Origin of the sequence: Curtobacterium sp. MCSS17_015 (genome assembly GCF_003234265.2) — a bacterium.
In the GTDB taxonomy this organism is placed as follows: domain Bacteria; phylum Actinomycetota; class Actinomycetes; order Actinomycetales; family Microbacteriaceae; genus Curtobacterium.
In genome coordinates this window covers 1,624,564-1,636,372 of the sequence record NZ_CP126256.1, presented here as the reverse complement: position 1 = coordinate 1,636,372, position 11,809 = coordinate 1,624,564, and the positions used below count along the sequence as shown (strand labels likewise).

Genomic DNA, 11,809 nt, shown 5'->3' with positions numbered 1-11,809 from the left:
CGACCGAAGGAACCCGAAGGCCGCATGTCCCTCGGTCAGCACCTGATCGAGCTGCGCAACCGCCTCTTCAAGGCCGTCGTCGCGGTCCTGGTGGCGGCGATCGGCGGCTGGTTCCTCACCCCGTTCGTGCTCGACGCGCTCCGCTCCCCGGTCACGCAGCTGGCCGAGGTCGGTGGGCACACCGCAGAGCTCAACTTCCCGATGATCACGGGCGCGTTCGACCTCCGGTTGCAGATCGCGATCACGATCGGCGTCGTCATCGCCAGCCCGGTCTGGTTGTACCAGATCTGGGCCTTCATCGTGCCGGCACTGGTCCGTCGCGAGAAGCAGTACGTCTGGGGCTTCCTCGGCACGGCGATCCCGCTGTTCTTCGCCGGATGCGCCTTCGGGTGGTACGTCCTGCCGCACATCGTCGGCATCCTCGGCAGCTTCGTGTCGGCGCAGGACACCTCGATCGTCGACGCGAAGGCCTACTACGACTTCGTCATCAAGCTCATCGTGGCGGTCGGCATCGCCTTCGTCCTGCCGGTCTTCCTCGTCCTGCTCAACTTCGTCGGGGTCCTGACGGCAGCCGCGATCGTCCGGTCGTGGCGCGTGGCGATCGTCCTGATCCTCGTCTTCACGGCGTTGGTCACACCGTCGGCCGACGTGCTGTCCATGTTCATCCTGGCCATCCCGATGGTCGTGCTCTACTTCGCGGCGTGCCTCGTCACGTGGTTGCACGACCGCCGTCTGGCGAAGCGCCAGGCGAAGCTCGACGAGGAGTACGGCCTGTGACCGAGACCAGCCTGAGTCCCGCCGAGCGGTTCGCCGCCGCGAAGGTCCGCCGTCGGTCGCGGAACCTCGAGCTGTTCCGGACCGACCTGCGGTTCGACCTCGACCCGTTCCAGTTCGCCGCGTGCGACGCCGTCGACCGCGGCAACAGCGTGCTCGTGGCCGCGCCGACCGGCGCCGGCAAGACGATCGTGGCCGAGTTCGCGATCTGGCTGGCCATGCGGCAGCCGACGGCGAAGGTCTTCTACACCACGCCGATGAAGGCGCTGAGCAACCAGAAGTACGCCGAGCTCGTGCAGGCGTACGGGGAGACCGAGGTCGGACTCCTCACCGGCGACACGAACGTCAACCCCCGGGCCCGCGTCGTCGTGATGACGACCGAGGTCCTGCGGAACATGATCTACGCCGACTCGGACCTGCTCGACGACCTGGCGTGGGTCGTGCTCGACGAGGTGCACTACCTCGCCGACCGCTTCCGTGGTGCGGTCTGGGAAGAGGTCATCCTGCACCTGCCGACCGAGGTCCGCCTGGTGTCGCTCTCCGCCACGGTGAGCAACGCCGAGGAGTTCGGCGACTGGCTGCAGACGGTCCGCGGCGACACCGACGTCATCGTGTCCGAGGACCGCCCGGTCCCGCTCGAGCAGCACGTGCTCGTCGGGAACAAGATGGTGGACCTGTTCGACTCGTCCGGTGCCGCGGCGACCAACCGGGTGAACCCGGAACTCCTCCGGCTCGTCGGCGGCGCGAACCGACACGGCACGAACGGCCCACGCGGTCGCCGGGGCCGCCCGGTGTACCCGGACCGACGCGGACCGCGCACGGAGAAGGCGCACCGCGAGCAGATCGCGAAGATGCTCGACGAGCGCATGCTCCTGCCCGCGATCTTCTTCGTGTTCAGCCGGAACGGCTGCGACCAGGGCGTCCGGCACGTCGTGCGCTCCGGTCTGTCGCTGACCACGGCGGACGAGCGTCGCGAGATCCGCGAGACGGCGGAGTACCACTGCCGCACCCTGCTCGACGAGGACCTGGCGGTGCTCGGCTACTGGGAGTGGTTGGAGGGACTCGAGCGCGGGGTCGCCGCCCACCACGCGGGTCTGCTGCCCGCGTTCAAGGAGGTCGTCGAGGACCTCTTCCAGCGCAAGCTCCTCAAGGTCGTCTTCGCCACCGAGACCCTGGCGCTCGGCGTCAACATGCCCGCGCGCACGGTCGTGCTCGAGAAGCTCGAGAAGTTCAACGGCGAGGCCCGGGTCCCGATCACACCGGGGGAGTACACGCAGCTCACCGGTCGTGCCGGGCGCCGCGGCATCGACGTCGAGGGCCACTCGGTCGTGCAGTGGTCGGACGGGTTGGAGCCGCAGGCCGTCGCGTCCCTCGCGAGCCGTCGGACCTACCCGCTCAACTCGTCGTTCAAGCCGACGTACAACATGGCCGTGAACCTCATCGAGCAGTTCGGCCGCGACCGCACGCGTGAGGTCCTCGAGACGTCCTTCGCGCAGTTCCAGGCCGACCGCTCGGTCGTCGACCTGGCCCGCAAGGTCCGGTCGCAGCAGGAGTCCCTCGACGGGTACCAGAACGCCATGCAGTGCCACCTCGGCGACTTCACCGAGTACGCCGCACTCCGCCGTCGGCTGTCCGACCTCGAGCGCTCGAACGTCCCCGGCGGCCGCGAGGCCTCGCACGGGGCGCGTCAGGACCGCCAGGCGGCCATCAGCGAGGTGCGCCGACAGCTCCAGCGGCACCCCTGCCATGCCTGCCCGGACCGCGAGGCCCACGCTCGCTGGGCCGAGCGCTGGTACAAGCTCAAGCGCACCAACGACAAGCTCGTGCAGCAGATCCGTTCCCGGACGGGCGCGGTGGCGACCACGTTCGACCGCGTGACCGAGGTGCTCCTCACACTGGGGTACCTGGTGCAGGACGAGCACGGCGACGTCACGGTCGCGGCCGGCGGTCGTCGCCTGCAGCGCATCTACGGTGACCGCGACCTGTTGGTCGCCGAGTGCCTGGAGGCCGGGGTCTGGAAGGACCTCACGCCGGCCCAGCTCGCCGGCATGGCGGCGACGATCGTCTACCAGCCGCGCCGGGAGGACGCCCCGGGCACCGAGCACGCGGTACCGCGTGGTGCCTTCCGCCCCGCCCTGGACGAGACGCTGACGATCTGGGCGCGCCTGGACGACGTCGAGCGGGACGCCCGGCTCGCCGGCTCCGAGCCGCCGACTCCGGCGATCGCGCTCGGCATGTTCCGCTGGGCCTCCGGCTCGCCGCTCGACGACGTCCTCCGCTCCCTCGACCTGGCCGCCGGCGACTTCGTCCGTTGGTCGAAGCAGGTCATCGACCTCCTCGACCAGATCCGCAACGCGGGCGACCCGGACCTCGCGCAGACCGCCCGTCGTGCCACCGACGCGGTCCGCCGCGGCATCGTCGCCTACGCGACGGTCTGACGGGAGGCCCGGTGACGGTCGTCGAGACAGCCGTGCGTCCGCCGCGTGCGGTGGCCCGGAGGGGTGCTCCCGCGCCCGACGGCGCGGGAGAGTTCGCCGCTCTGCCGCTCGGGCAGGCGTTCGGGCTGTCGGTCGTCGGCGGACTCCTCTTCGCGCTGTCCTTCCCGGCACCGGGCTGGTGGTTCCTCGCCTACCCGGCGGTGGCGTGTCTGCTGCTGGCGGCCGCCGGGCAACGCGCCCGCCGTGCCTCGTGGCTCGGGTTCGTCGCCGGTGTCGCGTTCTGGGTGCCGGCGATCTCGTGGGCGGGCCGGTACCTCGGTCCGGTGCCCTGGTTCGCCCTGGCCCTGCTCCAGGCCGCGCTCTTCGCGCTCGGGACGGTCGCCATCGCGCTCGCGTACCGCTGGGTGGCCCGGGTGGTGACCTCGACCGCCGCACGGGTGTGGGGCCTCCCGGCGGTGGTCGCAGCCCTGTGGACCGGACGCGAGTGGTTCTCGGGCAGCTGGCCCTACGGCGGCTTCTCCTGGGGCCGGGTCGGCCTGTCGCAGTCGCAGGGGCCGTTCACGCACCTCGCGGCGTACGTCGGCGTCCTGGGGCTGAGCTTCGTCGTGGTCTACTGCGTCGCCGTGGTCGTCTCGCTCGGCCTGGTCCGAGGTCTCCGACTGCCGATGCGGGTGGCGACGGCGGGCCTGCTCGTGTCGGCCGTCCTCGCCGTGCCCGCGTGGCCGACCGCGGTCGACGGCACGGTCCGGGTCGAGTCGGTGCAGGGCAACGGTCCGGCCGGCTACTTCGACGGCGCTGCTCCGGGCGACGTCCTGCGGTCGCAGGTCGCAGCGACCGACGTCGCCGCGCGCGGGGTCGACCTCGTGGTGTGGCCGGAGGCCGCCGCCGAGTACGACCCGCGACGCGAACCGGTCATCGCCGCCGCCCTCGACGCGGTGGTGGAGAGCGTCGGTGCCCCGCTCGTCACCGGTGCCGTCACGCAGACCTCGACCGGGGTCCTGCACAACACGTCGTTCGTGTGGGACGCCGACGGCTGGCAGGCCTCGTACGACAAGAAGCGTCCGGTGCCGTTCGGCGAGTACGTCCCGGACCGGTGGTTCTACGCCGAGCTCGCCCCGTCGCTCATCGGTCTGCTGCAGCGTGACTACACGCCCGGCACGAAGCCGAACGTCCTGCCGGTCGCCGGCATCCGTGCCGGTGTGATGATCTGCTTCGACGTGGTCGACGACGGTCTCACGGCCGACCTCGCGCGCGGGGGAGCGCAGGTGATCCTGGCGCAGACGAACAACGCCGACTTCGACGGGACCGACGAGAACCTCCAGCAGCTCGAGATCGCACGGATGCGGGCCGTCGAGACCGGCCGTTCGCTCGTGAACATCTCCACCGTCGGTGCCTCGCAGGTGATCGACCCGAGTGGTCGGACGATCGACCGCGTGCCGGCCTACACCGCGACGTCGATGGTGACCGACGTCCCGCTCGGCACCTCGACCACGCCGGCGACCGTGGCGTCGGGCAGCATCACCCTCGTGCTCTCCCTCGGCGGACTGCTCGTCCTGCTCGCCTGTGCTCCGTGGGGACGGCGCTCGCGCTGACCGCCCGCAGTCGCCGCGCCGCGCACTGGGAACCGACTGTGAATGCCACCCGCCCGGAACGAAAGGCGGGTGGTGTGGGTTGGACCGGAGGAACGAGCGAGAGGAGTCGGACATGGCTGATCGGAGTCTCCGAGGCATGCGGCTCGGGAGCCAGAGCCTCCAGAGTGAGGACGGTGTCGAGCTCTCCGAACGGAAGCGGGCCGTCTACCAAGCGGCGTCGGGTGAGACCTTCGACGTGGTCTTCTCCGCCGAGGCAGAGGTCCCGGCCATCTGGTCGGACCCGCGCACCGGACACGAGGGCCGTCTGCTCGGCGACGACGGTGTCCCCGTCGAGGTCGCCGCAGAGGACGTGAAGGCACCGAGGACCCACTGGGACATGCTGCTCGAGCGGCGGTCCCGCGAAGAACTCGAGGAGTTGCTGCAGGAGCGACTGCAGTTCCTCCGTGCTCGTCGCGGCGCCTAGGCACCGCGCAGCACACACCACGACGGCCCGCTCCCCATCGGGGGAGCGGGCCGTCGTCGTGTGACCATCAGTCCTTCGGGGCGCCGTCGGACCCGAACGCCGCGTCCGCCGCACGGTCGGCTTCCGACAGGCGGGCGTCGACGCTGCGGTCGGACTCGGCCAGGCGGTCGTCGAGCTCGGACGGCGGCACGATGTCGGCCACCGACGCGTCAGCCGCCGGCGCACCGGAACGGGCGGACCCGTCGGCAGCCGCCGTGTTCGCCAGGCTCTCGTTCGCGAGCTTCGAGATGCGCGAGAGGAAGTCGGCTCCGGCAGCACCACCGGTGGCCGGGCCGCTGCCGGAGCGCGGCGCCGTGAAGCCCTTCGCGATGCCGGAGAGCGCCTCGGTGAACTCGCTCGGGATCATCCAGAGCTTGTTCGACGTCCCCTCGGCGATCTTCGGGAGGGTCTGCAGGTACTGGTAGGACAGGAGCTTCTCGTCCGGGTCGCCCGCGTGGATGGCGTCGAAGACCGTGGCGATGGCCTGCGCCTCACCCTCGGCGCGCAGGACCTGCGCCTTCGCGTCACCCTCCGCCGCGAGGATCGCGGCCTGCCGCTGGCCTTCGGCCTCGAGGATGGCGGACTGCTTGGTGCCCTCGGCCTGCAGGATCGCGGCACGTCGGCTGCGCTCCGCACGCAACTGCTGCTCCATGGCGTCCTGGATCGACACGGGCGGCTCGATGGCCTTCAGCTCGACCCGGCCGACGCGGATGCCCCACTTGCCGGTCGCCTCGTCGAGCACGACGCGGAGCTGACCGTTGATGTTGTCCCGGCTGGTCAGGGCCTCTTCCAGGTTGAGCCCACCGACCACGTTGCGGAGTGTGGTCGTCGTCAGCTGCTCGACGGCACCGAGGTAGTTCGCGATCTCGTACGTGGCGGCGCGGGCGTCGGTCACCTGGAAGTAGACGACCGTGTCGATCGACACGACCAGGTTGTCCTCGGTGATCACCGGCTGCGGCGGGAACGAGACGACCTGTTCGCGCATGTCGAGGAGCGGGCGGAGCCGGTCGATGAACGGCACCAAGAGGTTCAACCCGGGGTTGAGGGTCTTGTGGTACTTCCCGAGGCGCTCGACGATGCCCGCCGTGGCCTGGGGGACGATCCGGACCGCCTTGGACAGCACGACGATCACGAAGACGACGAGGACGGCGATCAGGACGAGGAGCACGATCGTCCCGGTGGAGAGGGTCATTGGGCAGCCTTCTGTTCGATGCGGACGACGGCGGTGGAGCCCTCGATGGACTCGACGACCACGCGGGTGCCGAGCGGTGGGGTGCGGTCGACGGCGCCCGGGGCGAAGCGGGCGCTCCAGGTCTCGCCGTTCGCGAGGCGGACCTGACCGGGCGCGGAGGAGGTGAAGGCGAGGGCGACGGTGCCGGCCATCCCGACCAGGCCCTCCACACCGGTGCGGTGCGGGTCGGCACCACGGTTCAGCGCCTGCAGCACGCGAGGGCGGACGACGGCGAGCAGCAGCAGTGCGAGCACGGCGGCGATGATGGCCGAGAGCCACCACGGTGCACCGAGCAGGGCGGCGACCAGACCGCCGGCGGCCCCCGCCGCGAGCATGAGGAAGACGAAGTCGAGGGTGAACACCTCGACCACCCCCAGGACCAGCACCAGTGCGATCCACACGATCACCTGGGTCCATTCCGAGACGGTCACGCGGATCTCCCTCCCTCTGATCGCGCACGGCCTTCGCTGCGTCGCGACGTCCGGTGTTGTCGCGTCCAACGTACCAGCGGGTACCGGCGGGGTCGGGTCCGTCAGGCCCGCGGCCTCACGCACCTTGGTAGGCTCGACGCCGCCCGGGACGACCAGGACCGGCGCCGCCCCACGACAGGAGACACCACTGTGAGCAGCCCCCTCGCCCCCGGATCCCTCGACGGCACGCGCGCCCTCGTCACCGGTTCCTCCCGCGGCATCGGCGCCGACACGGTGGGGTACCTGGCCGAGGCGGGGGCCAAGGTCGTCGTCAACTACCGCAACAAGGCCCGCCGTGCGGAGCAGATCGCCGAGAAGATCGTCGCCGGTGGGGGAGCTGCGCTCGCCCTCGGCGCCGACCTCACCGATCACGAATCGGTCCAGGCGATGGTCGACGCCGTCGTGCAGGAGTGGGGCGGCATCGACCTCCTGGTGCTGAACGCCTCGGGCGGCATGGAGTCCGGCATGGGCGACGACTACGCGCTCCGGCTCAACCGGGACGCGCAGGTCGACATGCTCCAGACCGCCGTCCCGCACATGCCCGCCGGCTCCCGCGTCGTGTTCGTCACGAGCCACCAGGCCCACTTCGTCGAGACCGCCGAGACGCTGCCGGAGTACGTCCCGGTCGCGAAGAGCAAGCGCGCCGGAGAACTGGCCCTCCGCGAACTCCTGCCGCAGCTCGAGGCCGCCGGCATCGAGTTCGTCACGGTCTCCGGCGACATGATCGAGGGCACCATCACGGCGACCCTCCTCAACCGCATCAACCCCGGCGCGATCGAGGGGCGTCGCGAGGCCGTCGGCAAGCTGTACAGCGTGTCCGAGTTCGCGGCCGAGATCGCCCTCGCGGCGGTCGAACCGATCCCGGCGGACCACACGAAGCTCGTCGGGGACGTCAGCTCCTTCACGAACTGACGCTCCGGCCCTGCCGGTCGCACCTCGCGGGCGGCGCACCCGGCCGCTAGCGTCGGTGCCGTGACTGCTGCACACGGCCTGCGCCGGACCTCCCGGATCCTCCTGCTCGACCCCGAGGGGCGCGTGTTCCTGATGGACACGAAGGCACCGTCCTCGGACGGTGCGCACCGCTGGATCACCCCGGGCGGCGGCGTCGACCCGGGGGAGTCCCACCGGGAGGCGGCGGTGCGGGAACTCCGCGAGGAGACAGGCCTCGTCATCACGGACCCGGGTGAGCCGGTGTGGTCCTGGGGCTTCGCGGTCACGTGGGACGAGGCCGACCACGACCGTGGGCACGCCGAGTTCTACGTGGTCCGGACGCCCGGGTTCGAGCTCTCCGACGCCGAGTGGACCGACGACGAGCGGGTCGACATCCTCGCGTCGCGGTGGTGGACGGCGGACGAGCTCGAGGCGACCGACGAGCCGTTCGAGCCGGCGGAGCTCCCGGACCTCGTCCGGCGCCACGGACGCTGACGAAGTCGCACCGACGGCCGGCACGTTGCTGGGACGACCGGTCTGCCCCCAGTTCGTGGGTGCCTCCGCCGCTTTCCGGACACCGGTTCACCGTGTCAGTACGTTCAGAGTCGACCAATCGTCAGCGACCTGACGTCATCCTCGCACCGGAGTCATCATGACCAACACCACCAACCCGTACCAGAGCACGGCCCAGAGCAGCCAGAAGTTCAGCACGCTCGCGATCGTCGGTTTCGTGCTCGCCTTCGTCATCAACATCGCGGGTCTCGTCGTCAGCCTCATCGCCCTGTCGCAGATCAAGCGCACGGGGGAGCGTGGCCGCGGCCTCGCGATCGCCGGTGTGGTCATCTCCGTCCTGTCGCTCGTCATCGGCGTCTTCTCGTCGATCGCGTTCTTCAACGCGGCCGCGAACATGAACACGGCGCTCGGCTTCTGACCTCCTGCGGTCGAACCGACGGGAGGCCCGTGGCGGAACGTCGCCACGGGCCTCCCGTCTGTCCGTCGACACGTCCCTGCGACCGCCGGGGCCTGCGCGGCGTAGCGTCGGCGCCATGACGTACAGCCAGCCGGATCCGGCAGAAGAGACCACGCAGGCCGACGAACCCCAGCAGCCCGACACGGACCAGACCGTGGAGGAGCAGGGCGAGGAGGGCGCAGCCCTCGAGATCGACAGCTCGGACGTGCCGACCTCGTCCGACGACTCGTCGAACTAGGGCAGCACACCCACGGACGCCTGGCAGCGGCGCTCAGACGCGCGTCGTCACCAGGCGTTCGACGCGTCCGCGGATGTCGTCGCGGATCGGACGGACGTCTTCGAGCGGCAGGCCGGCCGGGTCGCTGAGCTCCCAGTCCTCGTAGCGCTTGCCGGGGAACACCGGACAGGCGTCTCCACAGCCCATGGTGACGACCACGTCGGCGTTGCGGACGGCATCGGTCGTCAGGATGGCCGGGGTCTGACCGACGATGTCGACGTCGACCTCGTGCATGGCGGCGACGGCGACCTGGTTCACCTGGTCCGCCGGCTCGGACCCGGCGGAGAAGACGTCGATGCGGTCGCCCGCGATCGCGCGCAGGAACCCCGCGGCCATCTGTGACCGTCCGGCGTTGTGCACGCACACGAACAGGACGGCGGGCTTCTGGTCGGTCGTTCCGGTGCTCATGAGGTGATTGTGCCGCACTCGCGTCACCTCTGGCTGCGCGCCGATAATGCATATTATGTCAACTAGGACCGGCCGAGGCGCGAGGGGTGACGAATTCGTCACTCCCCTCGCGTCCTCGCGACGCCCAGCCGGTCATGCCCGGACACCGGTCAGTTCCGACGAGACGTCCCACAATGCTCTCGCTGTCGCGGTGTCGGTCAGTGGTGCCCACCACGGCTGACGCGCCGCAGCGCCGGCGACGGTCCGCCTCGGTCCGTAGAACTCGTCCCCGTGGGCGTCCGGGCCGGTGGCAGCGAGCAGGGCGGGCAGCGCAGCGCTCTCCACGGTCCCGAGCACGCCGATGCGGGACAGCAGCCCGATGATCCGTCGCTCACCTCCTGCCCGTTCACGTCCCATACCCGGCTGCGCGGCGAGCAGGTTCGTCGGAGAGACACCCGGGTGTGCCAGGTTGCTGCTGATCCCCCACCCGGCGGCGCGGCTCCGGACGTCGAGTTCGCGGGCGAACAGCCCGACCGCGATCTTCGAGGCGGAGTACGCGCGCATCACGTCGTACTGCCGTTGCTGAGCGAAGTCGTCCAGGTCGAGGGAGCCGGTCCGGGCGGCGACGCTCGTCTGGTGGGTCACCCGCGCGCGGCCGGCACGGAGGAGCGGGAGGAGTCCCATGGTGAGGGCGAAGTGTCCGAGGTGGTTCGTGCCGACCTGCAACTCGAACCCCTCCGTGGTCTCCTGGCGGGTCGGAGGGCGCATGACGCCGGCGTTGTTCACGAGCAGGTGGATCGGCCGCCCGTCGTCGTTCATCTCGGCGACGAACGCCGCGACGGAGTCGAGTCGGGACAGGTCGAGCGACGCGGTCCGGACGATCGCCCGGGGCACGGCTGCGCGGATCCGGACTGCCGCGCGCTCCCCCTTCTCGGCCGAACGGACCGGCATGACGACCTCCGCGCCAGCTGCGGCCAAGCGGCGGGCGATGACGGCACCGATGCCGTCGCTGGCTCCGGTGACGACGGCGAGGGTGCCGGTGCGGTCCGGGATGTCGAGGTGCGGCGTGGTCGGCATGGTGTTCCTCCAGGTGAGGGGTCGGTGGTGTGTCCCCATGCTCGGACGCGCTCACCGTCGTATCCAGGACTCGTCGGTCAGCGGCTGCTCAGCTCCTGTGTGCCGATGACGGCGAGCAGCTGCAGACGCTCGTGGCTGACGCTCCCCGGGGTCGCCGTGTAGACGAGCATCCGATGCGACTGCTCCGGGTCCACGAGCGTCTGGCACGCCAGTTCGAGTGCGCCGACGGCGGGGTGCCGGAACCGCTTGCGTTCCGGGAGTCGGACGCCGACCTCGTGTCGCTCCCACACTGCGCGGAACTCGGCGTTGTCCCGGAGGGCGTCCACCATGGCTGCGGCGCGGGAGCCGGGTCCGCGGAGTGCGACGAGCTCTCGCAGCCCACCGGCGTACACCCGCGAGAGGAGCGCCTGCTCGTCCGGCGGGTACGCGTCCCGCACCGCGGGGTCGGTGAACCACCGGTACCCGAGGCTCCTCGCGTTCCCGGTCCGGCCCGCGGCGTCGCCGGTCAACACCCGCGCGAGTGGCGTCTGCCGGAGCGTCTCGCCGAGTTCCGTGACGACCTCTGCCGGAGTGTCCACCAAGCGGTCCAGGATCCGCAGCATGCCGGGACTCACGTGTTCGCTTGCGGTCCCCCGGACCGGCGGCTGGTGTCCAGCGAGGCGGAACAGATGATCACGTTCATCGACCGACAGGTGCAACCCCTGCGCCATGGCCGCGACCATCTGCGCGGACGGGAGCGGGCCCGTGCCCCGCTCGAGCCGGGCGTAGTAGTCCGTCGACATGTTGCTCAGGACGGCGACCTCTTCGCGGCGGAGCCCTTCCGTCCGCCGGCGTGGTCCGCGGGTCAGACCGACGTCCTCCGGCTGGAGGGCGGTCCGTCGTCGGCGGAGGAAACTCGCGAGTGCTGGGCGGTCGATCACGCAGCCGTTCCTACCGGATGAGCTCGACGACATCCACGGCTTGTCGATCCACCCCACGGCGTCGCTCGGTGCGGCCATGACGTGGGCGGGCATCACCCACCTCACCGTCGCTCGCGACGAGTTCCGGGCGCAGGTGCCCCGAGTTCGTGCCGCTCGACCCGGACGTCACCGTCCTGGTGTCCGGCGTCGCGGAGATCTCCCTCGGTGCCGCCCTCGTGCGCTCGCGCCGCTGTGTAGCCTC

Annotated in this window: 13 protein-coding genes and 1 pseudogene; 9 read left to right on the top strand and 5 right to left on the bottom strand. The window is 70.8% G+C overall.

The genetic code is table 11. The features are described 5' to 3' along the window. Positions 1-24: 24 nt before the first annotated feature. The 4 genes from tatC (at position 25) to DEJ18_RS07700 (ending at position 5,267) form a co-directional block, all read left to right on the top strand. On the top strand, positions 25-777 hold the full coding sequence (tatC, locus tag DEJ18_RS07715; RefSeq protein WP_111080807.1) for a twin-arginine translocase subunit TatC: 753 nt from the start codon (positions 25-27) through the stop codon (positions 775-777). Then, positions 774-3,212 (top strand): DEAD/DEAH box helicase, encoded by a 2,439-nt coding sequence (locus DEJ18_RS07710; protein WP_111080808.1) that lies wholly within the window; start codon positions 774-776, stop codon positions 3,210-3,212. The genes tatC and DEJ18_RS07710 overlap by 4 nt, the downstream gene beginning before the upstream one ends. 11 nt (positions 3,213-3,223) lie before the next feature. After that, on the top strand, positions 3,224-4,804 hold the full coding sequence (gene lnt / locus DEJ18_RS07705; protein ID WP_258377016.1) for an apolipoprotein N-acyltransferase: 1,581 nt from the start codon (positions 3,224-3,226) through the stop codon (positions 4,802-4,804). A 112-nt stretch (positions 4,805-4,916) separates the two neighbouring features. Further along, a complete protein-coding gene (locus DEJ18_RS07700; protein ID WP_111080809.1) occupies positions 4,917-5,267 on the top strand; it encodes an RNA polymerase-binding protein RbpA in 351 nt (116 codons plus the stop codon). A gap of 67 nt (positions 5,268-5,334) precedes the next feature. Here DEJ18_RS07700 and DEJ18_RS07695 read toward each other — a convergent pair whose 3' ends face one another. Further along, positions 5,335-6,498, bottom strand: a complete 1,164-nt coding sequence (locus tag DEJ18_RS07695; RefSeq protein WP_111080810.1) for an SPFH domain-containing protein — start codon at positions 6,496-6,498, stop codon at positions 5,335-5,337. Beyond that, positions 6,495-6,968 carry an NfeD family protein gene (locus DEJ18_RS07690; protein ID WP_258371075.1) on the bottom strand — a complete coding sequence of 158 codons (474 nt, stop codon included), beginning with the start codon at positions 6,966-6,968 and terminating at the stop codon, positions 6,495-6,497. The genes DEJ18_RS07695 and DEJ18_RS07690 overlap by 4 nt, the downstream gene beginning before the upstream one ends. Before the next feature lie 189 nt (positions 6,969-7,157). On the opposite strand from DEJ18_RS07690, the gene DEJ18_RS07685 reads away from it, so the two are divergent. The 4 genes from DEJ18_RS07685 to DEJ18_RS07670 all read left to right on the top strand — a co-directional run bounded on the left by DEJ18_RS07685 (position 7,158) and on the right by DEJ18_RS07670 (position 9,145). Then, positions 7,158-7,919: an SDR family oxidoreductase gene (locus tag DEJ18_RS07685; RefSeq protein ID WP_111211501.1), complete on the top strand. Its 762-nt coding sequence runs from the start codon at positions 7,158-7,160 to the stop codon at positions 7,917-7,919. Positions 7,920-7,979: 60 nt separating this feature from the next. After that, entirely contained in the window at positions 7,980-8,432 is a 453-nt protein-coding gene (locus tag DEJ18_RS07680) for an NUDIX hydrolase (RefSeq protein WP_111211502.1), read from the top strand. A gap of 157 nt (positions 8,433-8,589) precedes the next feature. Beyond that, positions 8,590-8,868 (top strand): DUF4190 domain-containing protein, encoded by a 279-nt coding sequence (locus DEJ18_RS07675; protein ID WP_111080814.1) that lies wholly within the window; start codon positions 8,590-8,592, stop codon positions 8,866-8,868. 115 nt (positions 8,869-8,983) lie between these two features. Then, positions 8,984-9,145 (top strand): hypothetical protein, encoded by a 162-nt coding sequence (locus DEJ18_RS07670; RefSeq protein ID WP_181431081.1) that lies wholly within the window; start codon positions 8,984-8,986, stop codon positions 9,143-9,145. Positions 9,146-9,178: 33 nt separating this feature from the next. Here DEJ18_RS07670 and DEJ18_RS07665 read toward each other — a convergent pair whose 3' ends face one another. The 3 genes from DEJ18_RS07665 to DEJ18_RS07655 all read right to left on the bottom strand — a co-directional run bounded on the left by DEJ18_RS07665 (position 9,179) and on the right by DEJ18_RS07655 (position 11,568). Beyond that, positions 9,179-9,592 (bottom strand): arsenate reductase ArsC, encoded by a 414-nt coding sequence (locus DEJ18_RS07665; protein ID WP_111211503.1) that lies wholly within the window; start codon positions 9,590-9,592, stop codon positions 9,179-9,181. 132 nt (positions 9,593-9,724) lie between these two features. Then, positions 9,725-10,648 (bottom strand): SDR family oxidoreductase, encoded by a 924-nt coding sequence (locus tag DEJ18_RS07660; protein WP_111211504.1) that lies wholly within the window; start codon positions 10,646-10,648, stop codon positions 9,725-9,727. Positions 10,649-10,725: 77 nt separating this feature from the next. Beyond that, positions 10,726-11,568: a helix-turn-helix transcriptional regulator gene (locus tag DEJ18_RS07655; RefSeq protein WP_220034361.1), complete on the bottom strand. Its 843-nt coding sequence runs from the start codon at positions 11,566-11,568 to the stop codon at positions 10,726-10,728. A gap of 76 nt (positions 11,569-11,644) precedes the next feature. Between DEJ18_RS07655 and DEJ18_RS15995 the strand changes: the two are divergent. Continuing rightward, positions 11,645-11,798 (top strand): annotated as a pseudogene (locus DEJ18_RS15995) (DoxX family protein); the annotation flags it as partial. Between the last annotated feature and the right edge of the window lie 11 nt (positions 11,799-11,809).

Coding starts and splice junctions, on each gene's coding strand:
- tatC (WP_111080807.1), top strand. CDS start 25: ATGTCCCTCGGTCAGCACCTGATCGAGCTGCGCAACCGCCTCTTCAAG.
- DEJ18_RS07700 (WP_111080809.1), top strand. CDS start 4,917: ATGGCTGATCGGAGTCTCCGAGGCATGCGGCTCGGGAGCCAGAGCCTC.
- DEJ18_RS07695 (WP_111080810.1), bottom strand. CDS start 6,498: ATGACCCTCTCCACCGGGACGATCGTGCTCCTCGTCCTGATCGCCGTC.
- DEJ18_RS07675 (WP_111080814.1), top strand. CDS start 8,590: ATGACCAACACCACCAACCCGTACCAGAGCACGGCCCAGAGCAGCCAG.
- DEJ18_RS07670 (WP_181431081.1), top strand. CDS start 8,984: ATGACGTACAGCCAGCCGGATCCGGCAGAAGAGACCACGCAGGCCGAC.
- DEJ18_RS07665 (WP_111211503.1), bottom strand. CDS start 9,592: ATGAGCACCGGAACGACCGACCAGAAGCCCGCCGTCCTGTTCGTGTGC.
- DEJ18_RS07660 (WP_111211504.1), bottom strand. CDS start 10,648: ATGCCGACCACGCCGCACCTCGACATCCCGGACCGCACCGGCACCCTC.